15 protein-coding genes and 1 pseudogene are annotated in these 20373 nt (G+C 70.7%); 9 read left to right on the forward strand and 7 right to left on the reverse strand.

From position 1 onward, the window contains the following. Positions 1-92: 92 nt before the first annotated feature. Together ACIRR9_RS28655 and ACIRR9_RS28660 are read right to left on the reverse strand one after the other, a co-directional pair. Positions 93-2336, reverse strand: a complete 2244-nt coding sequence (locus ACIRR9_RS28655; protein ID WP_403757431.1) for an MMPL family transporter — start codon at positions 2334-2336, stop codon at positions 93-95. A 198-nt stretch (positions 2337-2534) separates the two neighbouring features. Beyond that, positions 2535-3344: an SGNH/GDSL hydrolase family protein gene (locus tag ACIRR9_RS28660; RefSeq protein WP_403757433.1), complete on the reverse strand. Its 810-nt coding sequence runs from the start codon at positions 3342-3344 to the stop codon at positions 2535-2537. A gap of 456 nt (positions 3345-3800) precedes the next feature. On the opposite strand from ACIRR9_RS28660, the gene ACIRR9_RS28665 reads away from it, so the two are divergent. From ACIRR9_RS28665 to ACIRR9_RS28690, 6 genes are all read left to right on the forward strand, one after another. Next, entirely contained in the window at positions 3801-4910 is a 1110-nt protein-coding gene (locus ACIRR9_RS28665) for a LacI family DNA-binding transcriptional regulator (protein ID WP_403757436.1), read from the forward strand. A gap of 266 nt (positions 4911-5176) precedes the next feature. Next, a complete protein-coding gene (locus ACIRR9_RS28670; RefSeq protein WP_403757439.1) occupies positions 5177-6568 on the forward strand; it encodes an ABC transporter substrate-binding protein in 1392 nt (463 codons plus the stop codon). Position 6569: 1 nt separating this feature from the next. Continuing rightward, positions 6570-7454 carry a carbohydrate ABC transporter permease gene (locus ACIRR9_RS28675; RefSeq protein WP_403757442.1) on the forward strand — a complete coding sequence of 295 codons (885 nt, stop codon included), beginning with the start codon at positions 6570-6572 and terminating at the stop codon, positions 7452-7454. Further along, positions 7451-8380, forward strand: a complete 930-nt coding sequence (locus ACIRR9_RS28680; RefSeq protein WP_403757444.1) for a carbohydrate ABC transporter permease — start codon at positions 7451-7453, stop codon at positions 8378-8380. Before ACIRR9_RS28675 ends, ACIRR9_RS28680 begins: the two co-directional genes overlap by 4 nt. A gap of 30 nt (positions 8381-8410) precedes the next feature. Next, positions 8411-10549: a beta-galactosidase gene (locus tag ACIRR9_RS28685; protein WP_403757447.1), complete on the forward strand. Its 2139-nt coding sequence runs from the start codon at positions 8411-8413 to the stop codon at positions 10547-10549. A 32-nt stretch (positions 10550-10581) separates the two neighbouring features. Then, on the forward strand, positions 10582-12387 hold the full coding sequence (locus ACIRR9_RS28690; protein ID WP_403757450.1) for an RICIN domain-containing protein: 1806 nt from the start codon (positions 10582-10584) through the stop codon (positions 12385-12387). Positions 12388-12463: 76 nt separating this feature from the next. On the opposite strand, the gene ACIRR9_RS28695 is transcribed toward ACIRR9_RS28690, so the two are convergent. Beyond that, positions 12464-13330, reverse strand: coding sequence for a mycofactocin-coupled SDR family oxidoreductase (locus ACIRR9_RS28695; protein ID WP_403757453.1), 867 nt, complete (start codon positions 13328-13330; stop codon positions 12464-12466). A 136-nt stretch (positions 13331-13466) separates the two neighbouring features. On the opposite strand from ACIRR9_RS28695, the gene ACIRR9_RS28700 reads away from it, so the two are divergent. Next, the gene (locus ACIRR9_RS28700; protein ID WP_403757456.1) at positions 13467-14609 is read left to right on the forward strand and encodes a serine hydrolase domain-containing protein; all 1143 of its coding nucleotides are present in this window, start codon (positions 13467-13469) and stop codon (positions 14607-14609) included. 44 nt (positions 14610-14653) lie between these two features. On the opposite strand, the gene ACIRR9_RS28705 is transcribed toward ACIRR9_RS28700, so the two are convergent. The 4 genes from ACIRR9_RS28705 to ACIRR9_RS28720 are packed head-to-tail and all read right to left on the reverse strand — an operon-like array spanning position 14654 to position 18519. Then, the gene (locus ACIRR9_RS28705; protein WP_403757459.1) at positions 14654-15265 is read right to left on the reverse strand and encodes a GTP-binding protein; all 612 of its coding nucleotides are present in this window, start codon (positions 15263-15265) and stop codon (positions 14654-14656) included. Continuing rightward, complete coding sequence (locus ACIRR9_RS28710; RefSeq protein WP_403757462.1) at positions 15246-15620, reverse strand: DUF742 domain-containing protein; 375 nt, start codon at positions 15618-15620, stop codon at positions 15246-15248. The genes ACIRR9_RS28705 and ACIRR9_RS28710 overlap by 20 nt, the downstream gene beginning before the upstream one ends. Then, the gene (locus ACIRR9_RS28715) at positions 15617-16054 is read right to left on the reverse strand and encodes a roadblock/LC7 domain-containing protein (protein WP_403757465.1); all 438 of its coding nucleotides are present in this window, start codon (positions 16052-16054) and stop codon (positions 15617-15619) included. Before ACIRR9_RS28715 ends, ACIRR9_RS28710 begins: the two co-directional genes overlap by 4 nt. After that, positions 16051-18519 carry a nitrate- and nitrite sensing domain-containing protein gene (locus ACIRR9_RS28720; protein ID WP_403757468.1) on the reverse strand — a complete coding sequence of 823 codons (2469 nt, stop codon included), beginning with the start codon at positions 18517-18519 and terminating at the stop codon, positions 16051-16053. Before ACIRR9_RS28720 ends, ACIRR9_RS28715 begins: the two co-directional genes overlap by 4 nt. 646 nt (positions 18520-19165) lie before the next feature. Between ACIRR9_RS28720 and ACIRR9_RS28725 the strand changes: the two genes are divergently transcribed. Both ACIRR9_RS28725 and ACIRR9_RS28730 read left to right on the forward strand, forming a co-directional pair. Next, the gene (locus ACIRR9_RS28725; protein WP_403757471.1) at positions 19166-19960 is read left to right on the forward strand and encodes an electron transfer flavoprotein subunit beta/FixA family protein; all 795 of its coding nucleotides are present in this window, start codon (positions 19166-19168) and stop codon (positions 19958-19960) included. Between the two features lie 51 nt (positions 19961-20011). After that, positions 20012-20373, forward strand: a pseudogene (locus ACIRR9_RS28730) (electron transfer flavoprotein subunit alpha/FixB family protein); the annotation flags it as partial.

Below are 20373 nucleotides of genomic sequence, written 5' to 3' on the forward strand. Positions count from 1 at the left end.
GGGTCCATGGTGGACGACGTGCGCGGTGGAACGCCCCTGCGGGCCGCCCGTGACCTGCGCCACGGGCGGCCCGCAGGGGCTGGAGGGAGCGGTCAGAGGCGTGCCTCGACCGGCTCGCCCGCGGTCGGATCCGGGTCGCCGGCCGCCGTGGCGGCCGGGCGCCGGCTGAGGGCCTCGCCCTCGATGTCCACCCGGGGCAGCAGCCGGTCCAGCCACTTCGGCAGCCACCAGGCCCGGTCCCCGAGCAGGGCGAGGACCGCGGGCACGATCGCCATCCGCACGACGAAGGCGTCCAGGAGTACGGCGGTGGCCAGGCCGAACCCGATCATCTTGATCATGGAGTCGCTCTCGCCGATGAACCCGGAGAAGACCGCGATCATGATCAGGGCGGCGGCCACGACGACCCGGGCGCTGTGCCGGAACCCGGAGACCACCGCCTCCTTCGCCGATTCGCCATGGACGTACGACTCCCGCATCCGGGAGACGAGGAAGACCTCGTAGTCCATGGCCAGGCCGAACACGATGCCCACCAGGAAGATCGGCATCAGGCTCATGATCGGCCCGGTCTGGTCCACCCCGAACAGTCCGGCCGCGTGCCCCTGCTGGAAGACCAGGACGACCGCGCCGAGGGCCGCGAGGACCGAGAGCAGGAAGCCGAGGGCCGCCTTGAGGGGGACGAGCAGGGACCGGAAGACCACCAGCAGCAGGACGACGGCGAGACCGACGACGGTGACGAGGTAGGGCACCAGCGCGGACTGGACCTTGCCGGCGATGTCGATGTTCAGCGCGGTGCTGCCGGTGACCTCGAAGGTCGCGCCGGTCCCCGACTCCACGGCCGGGCGTTCGCCGCGGATCGTCTTGACGAGGGTCTTGGTCCGGTCGTCGGTGGGGCTGGTGGACGGTGTGGCGGTGAACACCGCCGTGTCGCCGGCCTTGTTGAAGTGCGGCCGGGAGACCGAGACGATTCCCTGTGTGCCGGCGATCTTCTCGCCGATCGTGCCGACCGCGCTCTTGGGGTCGGCGGCGCCCTTGGCGTCCACGACGATGGTGAGCGGGCCGTTGAACCCGGGGCCGAAGCCCTCGGCGAGGGCGTCGTAGGCGCGGCGCTCGGTGGTGGACGTGGACTTGGCCTCGTCTCCCGGCATGCCGAGCTGCAACTGGGTCATCGGCACGGCGAGGGCGCCGAGGCCCACGACGCCGAGGAGCAGCACGGGCACCGGGCGGCGCAGCACGAAGCGGGCCCAGCGGGTGCCCCGGTTGTCGGCCGCGGGCGCCGCCTTCCCGGAACGGAAGAGCCCGCGGCGGCCTGCTCCCTTGCGCACGGCGCCCGCCAGCACGGCGTTCGGCCAGAACCCGAGCAGGGCAGGGACGGCGGTCAGCGCGACGACGACGGCAACGACCACGGCACCGGCGGCCGTCAGGCCCATCTTGGTCAGCATCGGGATCCCGACGACGGACAGTCCGGCCAGGGCGATGACCACGGTGAGACCCGCGAAGACCACCGCCGAGCCCGCCGTGCCGACCGCGAGCCCGACCGCCTCCTCCGGGGCGTGGCCGTTGGCGCGTTCCTCCCGGTAGCGGGAGACGACGAAGAGGGCGTAGTCGATGCCCACGGCGAGGCCCAGCATCATCGCCAGGGTGCCGGTGCTGGTGGACAGGCCGAGGGTGTGGGACAGCAGGGTGATCGTGAACATGCTGAGGCCGACGCCGAGGAGCGCGGTCAGCAGCGGCAGCCCGGCGGCCGCCAGGGAACCGAACGTGATCAGCAGCACGACGGCCGCCACCGCGATGCCGATGACCTCGGCGGCTCCGCCGGCTCCGGCGCCGCTGTCCATGGCGGAACCACCGGCCTCGACCGTGAGGCCCGCGTCGCGCGCCTGGCCGGCGGCGTCCGCCAGCGCCGTCCGGGTGGCGTCGGTGAGGTCCGAGGACTTCACCTTGTAGGTGACGGTGGCGTAGGCCGTGGAGCCGTCCTTGCTGACCGCCTTCGCGGTGAAGGGGTCCGCGACCCCGGCCACCTGGGTGCCCTCGCCCAGGGCCCGCACCGTCTCCTCGATCGCCTTCTTGTTCGCGGTGGCGGTGACCTTCTGCCCGTGCGGGGCCACGAAGACGACGCGCGCGGTGGCGCCGTCGGCCGCCGCGCCGGGGAAGCGCTCCTGCATCAGGTCGAACGCCTTCTGGGACTCGATGCCCGGCGTCGAGAACCCCTCGTCGGAGGCGCCCGGCGCCTGCAGCGCGCCGAGTCCTACGGCGGCCAGGACCGCCACCCAGAGCAGGGCGACGTACCCGCGCCGCCGGAAGGCCAGTCGGCCCAGTCGATAGAGAAAAGTAGCCACGTCAGGGAACTCCACATCCGATCTCGCTTGGTCACCCAGGCTGTCGCGGCGAGGGCCCTCCCGTCGTCGTGCGGCTACTGGCACTGTCGGCTACTGAATCCGGAGGACGGATTACTGAAACCGCAGTACGCGTCCGGGCCCCCGAATCGTGCGCCGGTACTACTACGCCCGCCTCGGTACGGCTGTGCGGGGCGCACCTCAGTCCGCCGCCCCGACCGTGCGGAGCACCGCGTCGGCCATCCCGCGCTCGCCTCGCTCGTTGGGGTGTGCCGGGGCGGCCGGGGCCGCGGGCACCAGCGGCTCGACCCAACGCACGTCGGGGTCCGCGCAGGCGTCACGGCCCGTGGAGGGCGCGTAGGTGTCGACGTAGCCGGCACCGGCGGCCCGTGCCTTGTCCCGGAGCACGGCGTTGAGCTGCCGTTCCTTCTCCCGCAGGAAGTCCACATCGCCGGGGGCCAGGCCCATCGCCGTACAGTCGGTTCCTTCTGCGGGCAGGATCGCCGGATACCCGACGACGAAGATCCGAGCCCCCGGCGCGCGGCGCCTGATGTCGTCCAGCACGCCGGTCAGCCGACCGCCGGCCGCCTCGATCTTCTCCTCGACCTCGTCGGTGCCGTCGGACACGTACCGGCCGCGGCACGGCGCCCGGTCGGCGGTGCCGTCCCCGATCCGCTTCTCCAGCTGGTACTTGACGCCGCTCTGGACGCAGGTCGTGATCAGGGAGCCGAAGCCGATGTCGTTGCCGCCGATGCCGAGGGTGACCAGTCGTGTCGCGGTGGTCAGGGCCGAGAACTGGGCGGGGTTGACGCCGTGGTCCGTCGACTGCGGCGCGGACAGATCGGCCATGACGGCGCCGCTGCAGCTGACGTCCCGGAACTCGGCCGCCCGCAGGCCGAGTCCGGCGGCGACCAGCGCGGGGTAGTTCCGGTCGGAGCGCTCGCAGCCCGCGGGCCGCCCGTGCTGGTCGGGGATCTTCGGGCCGGCCGTGTAGGAGTCGCCGAGCGCCACGTACGGTCCTTTCGGCGGTGCGAGCCTCGATGGCGAACCGCCGCCGTCCCTGCCGACGGTCACGGCTGCGGCGATCGCTGTGCACGAGGCCACCGCCGCCAGCCCGAATCCTGTACGCATCCTCATCCGCGTGTCCCGTCTTCTGCCGGTCTGCGATACCGCTCCAGGCTCTCCGGGCAGCGCATGTCCCGTCGTCGTCCCGCTGTTGGCAACCGGCGGACTCGCAGCGCAGTACGGGCCGGCGCGGGGTCCTCCTGCGGATCGAGCAGGGCCTACTGCGGATCGAGCAGTGGCTACCGCGGTTTCAGCAGGCCCGGCCCGCCCGCACAACCGGTGTCCGGACCCTTGACGTCCGCCCTCTGACTGCGTAGACATGACTTCGCAGACATGACAGCGCAGTCAGCGGGACGGCGCATGACATGATTGCCCTAGATCAAGCGGTCACCGGGAGACGCCATGGCACCAGGGACGGGACGCGGCAGGAGCACCGCCGCGCCGCGCAGTGTGGACGTGGCCCGGCTGGCCGGTGTCTCGCAGAAGACCGTCTCCAGGGTCTTCAACGACGAGCCCTATGTCTCCGAGGACGTGCGCCGGCGCGTTCTCCACGCCGCGGAACAGCTCGGCTACCGGCGCAACAACGCCGCCCGGGCGCTGGCCTCCGGACGCACCCGCTCGATCGGCGTGGTGACGCTCGGCACGGCTCTGTACGGCCCCGCCTCGCTGCTCATGGGCGTCGAGCGGGTCGTCCGCGACACGGGCTACGCCCTGCGCGTGGTCAACACGGTGGAGGGCGACCCGGCCGGCATCTCCGGCGCCGTGGACTCGCTCCTCGACCAGGGCGTGGACGGCATCGTCATCTCCGAACCCATCGACGAGCAGACGGACGGCGAGGACGTCCTTCTGCAGATCGACGTTCCGGTCCTCGTGTTGGGCCCACCGCCCCCGGTCACCGCGCCCACCGTGCTGACCGCGGGGGACGGGGCGGACCTGATGGCCCGGACCGCCACCGAACACCTGCTGGCCCTCGGCCATACGACGGTCCATCACCTCGCCGGACCGCAGCGCTGGTACGCCGCCCGGGACCGCCTGGAAGGCTGGCGGGCCGCCCTGACCGCAGAGGACAGGGAGGTACCCGCGGTCGCCGAGGGCGACTGGTCGGCCGCGTCCGGGTACGCGGCGGGACAGAGGTTCGCCGCGGACGACCGGGTCACCGCGGTCTTCTCCGCCAACGACGACATGGCGATCGGTCTGATCCGGGCCCTGACGGAGGCCGGCCGGCGGGTGCCGGAGGACGTCAGCGTGGTCGGCTTCGACGACATCCCGGTCGCCGCCTATGTGACTCCCCCGCTCACCACGGTGCGTCAGCCCTTCGACGCCGTGGCGCAGGAGGGTCTCAAGCGCCTGGTGCACGCCATCGAGAACCCGACGGCGGATCCCCTGCCGTCGAGCGGCCCGCCGGTCGACCTGATCGCCCGCGCCTCGACCGCGCCACCACCGCGATCGGCTCGTGGCCGGCACGGCACGACACCGGATGCCGCGAAAGGAGGTGTGCCCGCAGCCGACTGACCCACCGCTCAGCCCGTACGACGACAGCTCACGACTGTCACGCGATCCCCGCACCAGCCGCCGTACCCATGCCGTACCGCCGCGGGACTGATCGCGCACCCGCACCCTTCCCTGCGCGCGCCTCCATCGCACCGGCGCCCCAGAGCCGCCCCTGATCCCAGTGGGCCCGAGTCGGGCCTGTGCGCCTGCACTCGCTTCTCCCCCTCCTCAGCACCGCACGCCCTAGCCAGGCGTGCCGCCAACTTCGCCATCGGCGGGAGTTCACCATGCCCAGAATCACGTCCGCGTCCAGCCCTTCCCCCATGAGCCGTCGGCTCTTCCTCGCCACCTCCGGCGCCCTGTCCCTCGGCGCCGCCCTCACCGCCTGCGGCGGCGGTGACTCCGGCGGCTCCTCCGCCTCGGCCAAGCCGGTCAGCCAGGCCGACATCGACAAGGCCATGAAGACCCCGACCGAGCTGACGTTCTGGACCTGGGTCCCTAACATCGCCAAGGAGGTCGCGCTCTTCGAGAAGAAGTACCCGGCCGTCAAGGTCAAGATCGTCAACGCCGGTCAGGGCACGCCCCAGTACACCAAGCTGCGTACGGCGCTGAAGGCCGGCAGCGGGGCACCGGACATGGTCCAGATCGAGTACCAGGCCATCCCGACCTTCACCATCACCAACAGCCTGCTGGATCTGCGGCCGTACGGCGCCTCGGCGCTCAAGTCCACGTTCGTCGACTGGACCTGGGGGCAGATCAGCGGCAGCGGCGGTGAGATCTGGGCGATACCGCAGGACACCGGCCCGATGGGCATGCTGTACCGGCACGACATCTTCGAGAAGCACGGCATCGAAGTCCCGGGCACCTGGGACGAGTTCGCGGCCGCCGCGCGCAAGCTCCACAAGGCCGACCCGGACGTCTATCTCACGAACCTCGCCGCCAACCAGGTCGCCGCCTGGCACGGACTGCTCTGGCAGGCGGGCGCCAAGCCCTATGTCACCTCCGGCAGGAGCGACATCACCATCAGCGTCGACGACACCGTCTCGCAGAAGCTCGGCGCCTACTGGGGCGGGCTCGCGAAGGAAGGGGTCATCGGCGTCGAGCCGGACTTCACCGACTCCTGGTACGCGGCCCTCAACAAGGGCAGGTACGCCACCTGGATCACCGCCGCCTGGGGCCCGGTGTTCCTGTCCGGCTCGGCCAAGGCCACGGCGGGCAAGTGGCGGGCGGCCCCGCTGCCGCAGTGGGACGCCGCCAAGCCCAGCTCGGGCAACTGGGGCGGCTCCACCACCGCGGTCGTCCGCTCCACCAAGAACCCCATCGCCGCGGCGGTGTTCGCACAGTTCCTCAACAGCGACCCGGACAGCGCGAGGATGTTCGCCACCGAGCAGTTCTTCTTCCCCGCCACCAAAGCCCTGCTCACGGACGCGTCGTTCACCGGAGACGCCCCGTCGTTCTACGGCGGCCAGAAGGTCAACCAGGTCTTCGCCGACATCAGCTCCACGGTCAACTCCTCTTTCCAGTGGCCCCCGTTCCTCGACCAGGCGGCGACCGACTGGACCGAGACGGTCGGCAAGTCCCTCGCGGACCACACCGACACCGTGCGCGCTCTGGGCAGTTGGCAGTCGCGGCTGACGACGTACGCCAAGAGCCAGGGCTTCACGGTCAAGGGGAGTTGAGATGGCCGGCACCCGCCGTCAGCGGGCGGCCGGGCCGCTGTTCGTCGCCCCGTTCCTGACGCTGTTCCTGCTGCTCTTCCTCGCCCCGCTCGGCTACGCCGCCTATCTCAGCCTGTTCCAGAGCCGTCTGATCGGCGGGACGGTGTTCGTCGGCCTCGACAACTACACACAGGCCCTGGGCGATCCCCAACTCCTGCACGGAGTAGGCCGGGTGACGCTGTTCTTCGTGATCCAGGTGCCGGTGATGCTGCTGCTCTCGCTGCTGTTCGCGCTCGCGCTGGACAGCGGTCTGCTGCGGCTGGCGCGGGTGATCCGGCTGGGCATCTTCGTGCCGTACGCCGTGCCCAGCGTGGTCGCCGCGCTGATGTGGGGCTATCTCTACGGGCCGGACTTCGGCCCGTTCGCCCAGCTGAGCCGGAAACTGGACCTGCCGGCCCCGCACTTCCTCAGCGACGGCTGGATGCTCGGCAGCCTGGCGAACATCGTGACCTGGGAGTTCGTGGGCTACAACATGATCATCCTGTACGCGGCCCTGCGCACGATCCCACAGGAGCTGTACGAGGCCGCGGCGGTGGACGGCGCCGGCGCCTGGCGTGTCGCCTGGTCGGTGAAACTGCCCGCGCTGCGGCCGGCGCTCCTGCTCACGCTGCTCTTCTCCGTGATCGGCAGCTTCCAGCTGTTCAACGAACCCAACCTGCTGATGAAGATCGCCCCGGACGTCATCAGCAGCTCCTACACCGCCAACCTGTACGCCTACTCCCTCGCGTTCACCGGCCAGCAGGTCAACTACGCGGCGACGGTGTCCTTCCTCATCGGTCTCGTCATCGTGATCGCCTCCTACGCCGTCCTGCTCACCGCGAACCGCAGCGGCAGGAGGACCGCATGACGACCACCACCCCGACGGCCACGGCCGTACCGGCACCCCCGGAACAGGCCCGCCCCGCCCGCACACGAAGGCCCCGCGCCCGCCGCAGCACCCCGTTGACGATCGCCATGCTGGCGGCCCTCGCCTACTTCCTGCTCCCGCTGTGCTGGCTGCTCATCGCCTCGACCAAGAGCACCCAGGACCTGTTCAACACCTTCGGCCTGTGGTTCTCCCACGCTCCCCAGCTCCTGGCGAACGTCAAGGCGACCTTCACCCAGGACGACGGCGTCTTCGTGCACTGGCTCCTCAACACGGTCCTGTACGCCGGCGTCAGCGCGGTCGGCGCCGCGCTGCTCGCCACCGCGGGCGGCTACGGCTTCGCCAAGTTCCGTTTCCGCGGTGACCGGCTCGCCTTCAACCTGGTCCTCGGCGCGGTCATGATCCCGACCACCGCGCTGGCGATCCCGACCTATCTGCTCTTCGCCAAGGCGGGCCTGGTCAACACCCCGTGGGCGGTCATCCTGCCGTCCCTGGTCAACCCGTTCGGCCTCTATCTGATGCGCATCTACGCGGCGGACGCCGTCCCGGACAGCCTCCTGGAGGCCGCGCGCATCGACGGAGCCGGGGAGGCCCGGATCTTCTTCCGGATCGCCCTCAGGCTGCTGGGCCCCGGTCTGGTGACGGTCCTGCTGTTCACCCTCGTGGCGACCTGGAACAACTACTTCCTGCCGCTGATCATGCTCAACGACCCGAACCTGTACCCGATCACGGTCGGCCTCGCCAGGTGGGCCGACCAGGCCCAGAACGGCGGGGCCGGGGCGAGCAGCGACATGCTCGCCCTGGTCGTGACCGGCTCGCTGATCTCGATCGCCCCGCTGGTCGCGGCCTTCCTGCTGCTCCAGCGGTACTGGCAGAGCGGGCTGGCGGCCGGCGGCGTCAAGCAGTAACTCCCCCACTTTCTCTCGGAGGTCACTTTCATGGCGGCTCTGCCTGCCCGTGTCCTGTTCGGTGCCGCGTACTACCACGAGTACCGGCCCCCCTATGGCACCGACCGTCCCGCCGAACGCCTCAAGACCGACCTCGACCTGATGGCCGACGCGCATGTCACCGTGATCCGGGTCGGCGAGTCGGTCTGGTCGACCTGGGAGCCGGAGAACGGGCGGTTCGACCTGGACTGGCTGCAGCCGGTGCTGGACGGTGCCCACGAACGCGGGATCTCCGTCGTTCTGGGCACCCCGACGTACGCCGTCCCGCCCTGGCTGGCCCGCCAGTACCCGGAGATCACGGGCGAGCGGCGCACCGGTGAGCGGATCGGCTGGGGCGCCCGGCAGGAGGTGGACTTCACACACCCGGCCTTCCGGTTCCACGCCGAACGGGTCGTCCGCCGCGTCGTCGCCCGCTACGCCGACCACCCGGCGGTCGTCGGCTTCCAGGTCGACAACGAGCCGGGCAACGAACTCCTGCACAACAAGGGCGTGTTCGAGCGGTTCGTCGACCATCTCCGGGAGAAGTACGGGGACGTCGAGACCCTGAACCGCGAGTGGGGTCTGGTGTACTGGTCGCACCGGTTGTCCACGTGGGCCGACCTGTGGACCCCGGACGGCAACGCGCAGCCCCAGTACGACGTCGCCTGGCGGGAGTTCCAGGCCCGCCAGGTCACCGAGTTCATCGGCTGGCAGGCGGACATCGTCCGCGAGTACGCCCGCCCCGAGCAGTTCGTCACCACCTGCATCTCCTACACCCGCCCGGCGGTCGAGGACGACGAGCTCACCGACCGCCTCGACATCGCCGCGGGCAACCCGTACTACGACATGCAGGACGGGCTCCTGCTGCCCGACCCCACGCCCGAAGCCCACGAGCAGCAGTGGAAGACCACCGGCCTGTGGGCGCTCCACCGGACCGCCGACTGGATGTACTCCTCTCGGCAGGCACCGTTCCTGGTCACGGAGACCAACGCGGGCTCGATCGGCTTCCCCTGGGACAACCGGCCCGCCTACGACGGCCAGTGGCGCCAGGCCGCCTGGGCGCTGGTCGGGCGCGGGGCCCGCATGATCGAGTACTGGCACTGGCAGACGCTGCACTTCGGCGCGGAGACCTACTGGGGCGGCATCCTGCCCCACACCGGGCGGCCCGGCCGCGCCTACGCCGAACTCGCCCGCCTGGGAGGGGAGTTCGAGACCGCGGGCGCGCTCGTCGCCGGTCTCGAACCGGACGCGGACGTCACGATGGTGTACTCGACACCGAGCAAGTGGCTGATGCAGAAGTACCCGCCGCTGGCCAAGCCCGACGGCGAACCGGACCCGGCCGCCTACCACCGCATCTTCGACCCCTTCTACCGGGGCGCCTTCGACGCCGGCCGTCAGGTACGCATCGTCCACGCCCGCCAACTGCACGATCCCACCGGGGAACGGGAGGGCCTGGCACCGGAGGAGGCGGTCCGCCGGCACCCGGTCCTTGTCGTACCGGCGCTGTACCTCGCCGCCGACACGACCCTCGACTGGCTCGCTTCCTACGCCCATGCCGGTGGCCATCTGGTCCTCGGTCCGCGCACCGGCTACGCCGACCAGGAGGCCAGGGCCCGCACCGAACCGGCCCCCGGCCGGCTCACGGACGCGGCCGGAGTGTCGTACGACGAATTCAGCAATCTGGTGCGGGAGGTGCCGGTGCGGTCCGGCACACTCGACCTTCCCGAGGACGCCACGGCGACGCACTGGGCAGACGGTCTCGGCGTCAACGACGCCGAGGTTCTCGTGACATACGACCACCCGCACTTCGGCCGCTGGCCCGCGGTCACCACCCGCCGCCACGGCTCGGGCCGGGTCACCTGTGTCGGTACGGTCCCCGGCCGGGACCTGGCCCGGGCGCTGGCCGCCTGGCTGGCCCCGTCCCCCGCCCACGGCTGGCGGGACCTCCCGGTCCCGGTCACCGCGACCACCGGCACCTCACCCGACGGGCGCCGTGTGCACATCGTCCACAACTGGAGCTGGGAGCCCGCGAGCGTGCCCGTCCCGGCGCACCTCACCGACGTCCTCGACGGCACGTCCCTCGCCGTGGGCGCGTCACTGGACCTCGGCCCGTGGGACGTACGCGTTCTCGTCACCGTCGACAGCGACTGATCGCCCCATCGACCCATCGACCGGGAGAGGCCATGCAGAGAAGAAGAGCCGCAAGAGCACTGGGGACCTTCGCCGCGGCGTCCGCGCTGCTGATGATCCCCCTGGCCAGTGCGCGGGCGTACAACCCGACGGGCGGGATCCTGTACCGACTCGGCAGCGACCCCTGTCTGAAGGGGCGGGGCAACTGCGCGATCTACCCGAAGTCGGCGCAGTTGCCGAGCGGGCGGCTGGTCGCTTCGTTCGAGAAGTCCACGGTCGTACCCGCGTCGGGCAGCGCCGACGGGCAGACCCTCCCGGTCTACAAGAGCGACGACCACGGAACGACGTGGCAGCCGCTGTCGGAGGTCAAGGCCCCGGCGTACCTGTCCAGCGATCCCCGGTACGCCAAGTACACCAGCAACTGGACGAATCCATACCTCTACACGCTTCCGCAGGACGTCGGGAACCTGAAGCAGGGCACCCTGCTGCTGGCGAGCGCCGTATCGGGCGACGACGCCTACTACAAGGAGCACAAGGCCGCCGACCCGAACTGGACACCGTCCAACGACGGGGACCGCGAGGACCTGGCCATCGCCCTGTACGCCAGCACCGACGACGGCACCACCTGGAAGGTGGTGAACGTCGTCGCGACAGGCGGCCGGCAGGGCGGCAGCGCGGGCGCGATCGGCCAGAACGTGGCCGCCGCGAACACGTACCGGCAGGTGGACCCCCTCTGGGAGCCGTATCTCATGGTCTACAAGGGCCGGCTCGTCTGCTACTACTCCGACGAGAACGACTACACCGGCTTCGACCCCGCCACCGGCGCACCCGTCCTGGACCCTGCGAACGACACTGCCACGGACTCCCACGGGCAGGTCCTCGTCCACCGGACCTGGGACGGACGCAGCGCCGGGTGGAGCGGTCCGGTCGTCGACATCGCCGGACTGACCCAGGACATGGGCGGCGGGAAGTCGGAGATCGGGGGTGGACGGCCGGGCATGGCGAACGTCGTCCGCACGACGGACGGCAAATGGATGATCACGTACGAGTACTGGGGCGGCGGGGCCAACACCCGGTACCGGGTCGCCGACAACCCGCTGGAGTTCTTCTCCGGCTCCCCCACCGGCGACAGCGTCGCCTCCCTGCCGGTCGACGCCGGTTCCCGGCCTCTCGCGACCGGCGGCAGCCCGGTTCTCGTCAGGCTGCCCGGCGGGCGGCTGGTCTACGACGCCGCGGGCAGCGGGAACGTGTGGGTCAACACGAGCGGGCGCAGCGACGGGGTGTGGAAGGAGTACCAGACGACGTCGCAGGCCGGCTACAGCCGCGATCTCCAGTACGTCGACGGCACCGGCCGTATCGCGATCCTCAACAACCAGGGCACCTCGACGCTCGCCTTCGCCGAGGTCGACCTCGGGCACTCCGACGGCGCCTACTACCAGTTGGTGAACCGCAGGACCGACCAGGTGATCGGCACCGGGGGCAGGAACAACGACGCGAACATCGGCAACGGCGACGTGCCCGATGTCCGGCTGGAGGAGCCCGGTTCGGTGGCCGACACGGACACCGAGTACTGGCATGTGGTGACCGAGCCGAACGGCGGGGTGACCCTGCTCAACAAGTCGGGCGGCCGGGCGGCGGCGATCTGGACCGGGAACGCGACGGCCGGGCAGCGGATCGGCCAGTGGGTCGACAACAGCACCACCGGCAGCTGGAACCTGGTCAAGACCGCGGACGGTTTCTACAGGTTGCAGTCGGTCAAGAACACGAGCCTGTATCTGACCGGTGCGTCCGGCGGAGCGCCGCTGACCTTGCAGACGGCGGCGACGGACGGTTCGCAGGACTGGGAGCTGGTCGAGTAGGCGCAGTCCCGGCGGCGAGCCGCGAAGGCTCGCCGCCGGGTCCTTTTCCGCGCCGGGCGAGTGGGCTGCGCCCTGTTCAGGCAGGCGCTCCCGAGGTGCTCCTTCGCAGGATCGCGCCGGCGTCGACCTTCATCTGGAGCCCCGTCACATAGCGGGACTCGTCCGAGGCCAGGAACAGCACGGCGTTGCTGATGTCCGAGGTGTCGACGTACGGGATCGGCATGGCCTGGGTACTGCGGAAGGACTCCACGGCGTCCTCGCGGGTCGGGTCCTCCAGGTCGGGGCGGAAGATCCGGTACATGGGCCGGCTGTGGAGCATGTCCGTGTCGCAGTTGGTCGGGTGCACGGCGTTGACCCGGATGAATCCCGGGCCCAGCTGGATCGCCAGGTCGTGCACGAAGCGGGCCACCGCGCGCTTGGCGTGGGAGTAGCCTGAGCCGCCGGGGCCGGTCACGGGGCTGTCGACGCTGCCCACCATCAGGCCCGCGGACGATCCGATGCAGATGACGGAGGCCCCCGCGCCGAGGTGGGGATAGGCGGCCTCGACGGTGTTGATGACCCCGACCAGGTTCACGCTGACCGCGTCCAGGAAGCCTTCCGCGGGCACGTCCAGGCCGACCGGGGCGATGCCGGCGTTCGCCACCACGATGTCCGGACGGCCGAGTTCGGAGACTCCGGCGGCCACGGCGGCGGCCAGCTGCGAGCGCTCCCGGACGTCCGCGCGGCGGGCCACGATCCTGCGGCCGAGCTTCTCGACGAGACGGACGGTCTCGGCCAGGTCGGCCTCGGTGGCCAGCGGGTAGTGGGCGGTACCGATGTCCGCGCAGAGGTCGACGGCGATGATGTCGGCGCCCTCCTCCGCCAGCCGCACCGCGTGACTGCGGCCCTGGCCTCGCGCGGCGCCTGTGATGAACGCGACCTTGCCCTCGACTCGCCCGGTCATGTCGGCCCTCCCTTGCTTTCGCGACTCACGGACCATAGCGTCAATTCAGTCAACTATATACACTCATACAGCTACTGATGGTCGGGGGTCAGCGGGGTTCCGGTCGTCCGGAACCACACGATCGCAAGGGGCAGTTGTGAGCGAACGACTGGCGACGAACTCCGATCCCAGGATCGCCAAGGCGCTGGAACAGGCCCTGGACGCCGGTGAGACGGGCGTGCAGATCGCCGCCTGTCTGGACGGTGAGCTGATCGTCGACGCCTGGGCCGGCGAGACCGGGAACGGCCGGGAGGTCGACGGCGACACCCTATTCCCCGTCTTCTCGGTGACCAAGGCCGTCGCCGCGTCCACGGTGCACCTCTACGCACAGCGCGGACTGCTGGACCTCGACCGTCCGGTGGCGGAGGTCTGGCCCGGGTACGCGGCCCACGGCAAGGACGGCATCACCTTCGACCATGTCCTCAGCCACCGGTCGGGGGCGCCCACGATCGGGGCGGACACGACCCTTGCGGAGCTGTGCGACTGGGACACGATGACCGCCAGGGTCGCCGGTCAGACACCGGTGGCCGAACCCGGCACCCAGAACGCCTACAGTCCCTTCGCCTTCGGCTGGGTGCTCGGGGAGGCCGTGCGGCGTGTCGATCCGCAGCGGCGGCCGTTCCCGGACATCGTCCGCGAGGAGGTGCTGCTCCCGCTCGGCATGGACGACTTCTTCCTCGGGCTGCCCGACGACCAGCGGCCGCGGGTCGCCACGCTCGTCGGTGACAGCGCGCCCTCCTCGGACGACCCGCTGCTGCAGGCGGCGTCTCCCGGACATCTCCCCTTCGCCCCCTCGATGTTCAATCTGCCCCAGGTGCAGCGAGCGGGACTGCCGTCGGCCGGCGGCATCGCCACCGCACGGGCGACGGCCCGGCTGTTCGCGGCCTACGCGGCGTCCGGACGCGACGGCGGCGAGGCCTTCTTCACGGCCGACACGCTGCGCCGGTGCCGTACACCCCGGCCGGCCGACGCCGACCGGATGTACGGCTTCGTCATGCCGGTCGGACACGGCGGGCTGTGGCACTTCGCCCCCGGCGTGAGCGACACGAGTCCTGGTGGGGCCCTGGCCGAAGGAGTGCTCTCCCACACGGGCGCCGGTGGCACGATCGCCTGGGCGGAACCCGCACTCGGGCTCTCCGTGGCCGTCCTGCACAACCGGATGTTCTTCGGCCCGCAGCCCGTCGCCCCGTTCGGAGCGATCGGCGACGCCGTGCACGCCGTGGCCGCCGACCGGAGCTGATGCCGCGACGGCGGCCGGCCCCGGTCGGCCCGGCGTACGGCGGACTACACCGGCTGCCGGTCCGCCGAGGCCTCGGCCGCCAGCCCGCGCATCACATGTTCGAGCAGCGCGAGCAGCACCCGTTTCACCGACTCCCGGTCCCGGGCGTCGCAGAGCACGAGCGGCACCTCGGGCGGCAGGTCCAGCGCCGCGCGGATGTCCTCGGGGTCCTCGTCGCAGTAGCCGTCGAAACAGTTGACGCCCACAGCGAAGGGGATGCCGCGGTGCTCGAAGAAGTCGACGGAGGGAAAGCAGCTGTCCAGCCGACGGGTGTCGGCCAGTACGACGGCTCCGAGCGCGCCGCGGGACAGGTCGTCCCACATGAACCAGAAGCGGTCCTGTCCGGGTGCCCCGAAGAGGTAGACGACGAGGGCCGGACTCAGGGTGATCCGGCCGAAGTCCATGGCGACGGTCGTGGTGGTCTTCCGCTCCACACCGGCCAGGTCGTCGACGCCGACGCTGACCTCGGTGATGAGTTCCTCGGTGCGCAGCGGCTCCGTCTCGCTGATGGTGCCGACGAGCGTGGTCTTCCCGACGCCGAAGCCGCCGGCGATGAGGATCTTGGCCGTCGCCGCGTCGGGCGAGACCGCGGTGAGGTCAGAGTCTTCGAATGCCATCGATCACTGCCTGAAGGAAGCGGGCGTCGGGGGTACCGGCCGCCGAGGGTGCGGAAACGGAGACGAGTTCGGTGTCGAGAAGGTCGCCGAGCAGAATGCGTACGACCGAGACGGGCAGGTCGAGGCAGGCCGCGACCTCCACCAGGGCCGTCGGCCTGCGGCACAGCGCGAGCAGCCGGTGCTGTTCGGGCTGGAGCCGCTGGGCCCGGGTCGGCGGCCGGACGGTGCTGATCAACGCGATCAGGTCGATGCCGGCGCAGGCCGAACGGGTACGGCCCCCGGTCACGGTGTACGGGCGGATGAGGCGGCCGGGGTCGTCGTCCGCCCATGGGTCTTCCTCTGACCAATGTCTCATTCATGCTCACCCGTATGTGGGGCGCCGGTGTATTCGGGAAAGCGCGGGGCGGCGCTGAGGAACTGGCCCACCTGCCGTACCAGCATCGTCATCTCGTAGCCGACGTTGCCCACGTCCACCGCCGAGGTGGCGAGCACCGCGAGCCGGGCGCCGCCGCCGGCCGTGGTGACGAAGAGGAACAGGTCGTCCATCTCGATGACCGTCTGCTGGACCCGCCCGCCGCCGAAGTGACGGCTGGTGCCCTGGGCCAGGGAGTGCACCCCGGACGCGATGGCCGCGAGCTGCTCGGCGTCGGCCCTGGCCAGTCCGAGCGAGGAACCGACCAGCAGACCGTCCTCCGACAGCACGATCGCGTGCCGGGTCTCCGGGATGCGGTCGATCAGATTGTCGAGAAGCCAGGACAGACCTTCGCGCGCGGTGTTGGTTCGTGTCATGGGGTGGTGTTCCTTGTCGGGCTGGTACGGGTACGGGTGGGCGACGGACGCTGGTGGGACGGGGGCAGGGGCCACTCCGGTGCGGGCACTTCGTCCTGGGCGCGGGCCCTCCGGGTGCCGTCCCGGAGCGCGGCGAGCATCGAGCGGGCCTGTTCCGGGCGACGTTCCTCGGCCGCACGGCCCGGGCCGTGGTCAGGTTCTTCCTCGTGCCGTTCCCGTAGCTGCGGGGCGAGGTTGGCCAACCGCACCCGGCGCGGGAGGCGACTGGGGCCGGCGGTGCGGGGGCCACGCGGTTCGACGGTGGGGAGACCGCTCGGGCCGGCGGTGCGGGGACCGGGCACGGCAGCGCTGCCGGGGGCCGCTCCCTGGCCGGGGCCGCGCCTGGGTGCCGCGGGGCGGGCCGGTGCGGTGTCGGGCGCGGCCGGGGTCGGCGCCGGGGCCGCTGTGCGGGTGCGCCGAGGCATGCCGGCGACCGTCGGCTCCTCCGGTGCCGTGGTGTCGACCGAGGCCAGATGGCGCTCCGCCCGCGGGTCCAGGGTCATGGGCGGGAGGTCGGCGAACGGCTCGGTCAGGTCGTGCGGAAGGATGACGACGGCCAGCGATCCCCCGTACGACGACGGCTGCAGGCTGGCCTTGATGCCGTGCCGCCGGGCGAGATGGCCGACGGTGAACAGGCCCAGGCGCGGGTCCTCGCCCAGCGCGGTGATGCTGAAGTCCCGGGGCTGGTGCAACAGTACGTTGGCGGCCTCGTACTCCTCCTGCGACAGCCCCAGGCCGCGGTCCTCCACCTCCACGGCGTATCCCTGTGCCACCGGCAGGGCGCGGACGCGCACTTCCGTGTGCGGGGGCGAGAACGTCACGCCGTTCTCGATCAGTTCCGCCATGAGGTGGATGGCGTCGCCGACCGCCGGGCCGGCCACGGCGATCGCCGGCATCGGCTCGACCACCACCCTCGTGTAGCCCTCGATCTCGGACACCGCGCTGCGCAGCAGGTCCGCGAGGGACACGGCCTGCTTCCAGCGGCGCCGGGGCGCCGAACCCGACAGCACGGTCAGGCTCTCCGCGTTGCGCCGCATACGGGTGGCCAGGTGGTCGACGCGGTAGAGGTCGGCCAGGAGCTGGGGATCCTGCTCCTTGCGTTCCATGGCGTCGATGACCGTGAGCTGCCGGTGCACGAGGATCTGGATGCGCCGGGACATGTTGAGGAACACCGTCCGTGCCCCCTCGCGCAGCTCGGCCTGCTCCAGCGCGACGCTCACGGCGATCCGCTGGGCGCTGTTGAATGCCTCCGCGACCTTGCCCAACTCGTCGCTTCCGAAGTCGAGTTCGGGCACGTCGTCGGGACCGGCGTGCTTGCTGTCAGTGCGCAGCCTGCCGATCAGCTCGGGCAGCCGTTCCTGGGCCAGGCCGAGGGTCGCCTCGCGCAGTCCGGCCATGCGGCCGATGAGCGACCGGGTGATGCGCCAGGACAGTACGGCCACCACGAGGACCGCCAGCAGAGCGAGGGCGCTGCCGCCCAGCACCCTGTTCAGCAGTTCGTCGTTCCTGTCCACGTTGTTCTGCGTGACCTGGGCCAGGTACTCGTTCTCGACACCCTGCACGTCGGTGAAGACACGGCTCGGTGCGGCGGCGCGGGCGGCCGTGGGACGGGGCACCTTGATGCTGACGCCGCCACCCTCGGCCGCCGCGGGAAGCGCCGCCTCGAAGGCGTCCAGCTCGGTCCAGTCGCGGCCGCCCATGATCCTCGCCAGCCCGTCCCGCATGCTCACCGGGAGATAGGGAGCGACCTCGTTGGTGAGGGTGGAGCTGCGAACCGCCGCCGATGCAGCCAGTGTTGTCCTCTCCTGGACACTCAACCGGCCGCTGGCCGCAGCACCGTCGAGGATGGCACGCTCCTCCGCGAGCGCCTCGGTCGCCCGCAGGAACGACAGGGCGTGCGCGGCTTCCGCCGCCGTGGCTCCGCTGCCGTTGTCCGTGCTCAGCGTCCCGAAGAGGTTCAGTACCGACTGGATCGTCGCGGAGTAGACGTCGAGAACGTGCCGCCGGTCGGCTTGCCCGCCGTCGACCGTGGTCCGCTCCGCGGTCAAGGCGTCCAGCCGCTTCCGTACGGTCTCCAACTGGGCCTGGTACTCGGCCGATCCGTCACCGGCGGAGGCGGCGTCCGCCTTGTGGAAACCGGCGAGGACACGGTCGGTGCGGGCCCGCTGGGCGACCAGAGCGGTGCGGCTCCCTTTGGACGACAGCAGCAGGACCGTCAGCTGCCGTTCCTTCTGGAACTCGGCGACGCCGGGTACCAGCGCGTACGTCGTCTGCGCCGCCTGCCCGACATGGCCCGCCTGGCGCCACTGGTTGAACAGCACGGCCGAGCCACTGAACCAGAGCAGGATCATCGCCACCGCCGGGACCACCGCGAGCGAGATCAACGAGGCACGGATGCTGCGATTGCGGCCGGCATGCGGCCTCATGCGTACGGCCTTTCCCCTGTGCCTGCTCACTTCACCCGCCGACGCGGGGCGGAGCGGGGACGGAAGCGGTATGGGGCGAGTGGCTGGGGCACCGGGAGCTTTCCTTTCCGGAGGCGAGGCGCGCAGTGCGCCGGCGTCCCAGGACAAGCGGGCATGACGGAACACGGCAGCGACAGCCAGGAGTTGAGCGGAGCACAGATACGGAGACGGGGAAGCGGCCGCCCCGTCGCGCAGTTGAGGTAAGCATGAAACCGAGCCCGCCGAGCAGGGTCAAGCGAGTGCGCAGACACCGCATTACTGCACTTTAGGGCGCTCAGTACATTATGCGCGTAGACATTCTGACGGACCTTCACCTCCGAACTCCCCTTCACCGTCGCGTTTTGGCTGATTACACGTGGTGAAGCGAGGGAGTGCAGCAGAGGGGGTACAAGGACCCGACTCCGACCCCTACGGCAGACCCCGCCCACCACCCCCATCACCGTGTGGCGCAGATCACACGGTCCGGAAGTTCAATTAGGGTGATCGGTCGAAAAGATCACGGAACCTCTCCCAGGTTTCATTGACCGATCGGTACACGATTCATTAGCATGCGGGAGACCCGGCGTCCGGTCGATCAAGACCCCGGATCATGAGGAGGACTTGAGCCATGAACATCGTCGTCTGCGTGAAGTACGTGCCCGACGCCACTGGCGACCGGCACTTCGCCGATGACCTGACCGTCGACCGTGACGACGTGGACGGTCTGCTCTCCGAGCTGGACGAGTACGCGGTCGAACAGGCGCTGCAGATCTCGGAAGGCCGGCGGCAGGAAGGGGACGACGACGTCGAGGTCACCGTGCTGACCGTCGGTCCCGAGGACGCCAAGGACGCGCTGCGCAAGGCGCTGTCGATGGGTGCGGCCAAGGCGATCCACGTCGAGGACGACGACCTGCACGGCACCGACGCGATCGGCACCTCGCTGGTGCTGGCGAAGGCGATCGAGAAGGCCGGCTTCGACCTGGTGGTCTCCGGCATGGCCTCCACCGACGGCACCGCCGGTGTGGTCCCGGCCCTGCTGGCCGAGCGCCTGGGTGTCCCGCAGGTCACCCTGCTCTCCGAGGTGAGCGTGGAGAACGGGGTTGTGCGCGGTCGCCGGGACGGTGACGCCGCGAGCGAGCAGCTGGAGGCGCGGCTTCCAGCCGTGGTCTCGGTGACCGACCAGTCGGGTGAGGCGCGTTACCCGTCCTTCAAGGGCATCATGGCGGCGAAGAAGAAGCCGGTGGAGTCCTGGGACCTGTCCGACCTCGACATCGAGGCGGAGGAGGTCGGCCTGGAGGGCGCGTACACAGTCGTCGGCTCCGCGGCCCAACGCCCGAGCCGCACCGCGGGCACGATCGTCAAGGACGAGGGCGAGGGCGGCAAGCAGCTCGCCGCCTTTCTCGCGGAGCGCAAATTCATCTGATGCAGCCTCGCAGGCCAGAAGTTCGTCTGAACCAACAGGAGTTGCTGTCCCATGGCTGAAGTCCTCGTCTACGTCGATCACGTGGACGGTGCCGTCCGCAAGCCCACCCTGGAGCTGCTGACCCTGGCCCGCCGCATCGGCGAGCCCGTCGCCGTCGCGCTGGGCGCGGGCGCCGGGAACACCGCGAGCGTGCTGGCGGAACACGGCGCGAACCGCGTCCTCATCCACGAGGCGTCGGAATACGTCGAGTACCTGGTCGTCCCGAAGGTGGACGCCCTCCAGGCCGCGGTGGCCGAAGTCTCCCCGGCCGCCGTCCTGGTCCCCTCCTCCGCGGAGGGCAAGGAGATCGCCGCCCGCCTCGCGCTGCGGATCGGTTCCGGCATCATCACCGACGCCGTCGACCTGGAAGCCGG

The organism is Streptomyces sp. NPDC101234 (assembly GCF_044767525.1).
GTDB classification, from domain to species: Bacteria; Actinomycetota; Actinomycetes; order Streptomycetales; family Streptomycetaceae; genus Streptomyces; species Streptomyces sasae.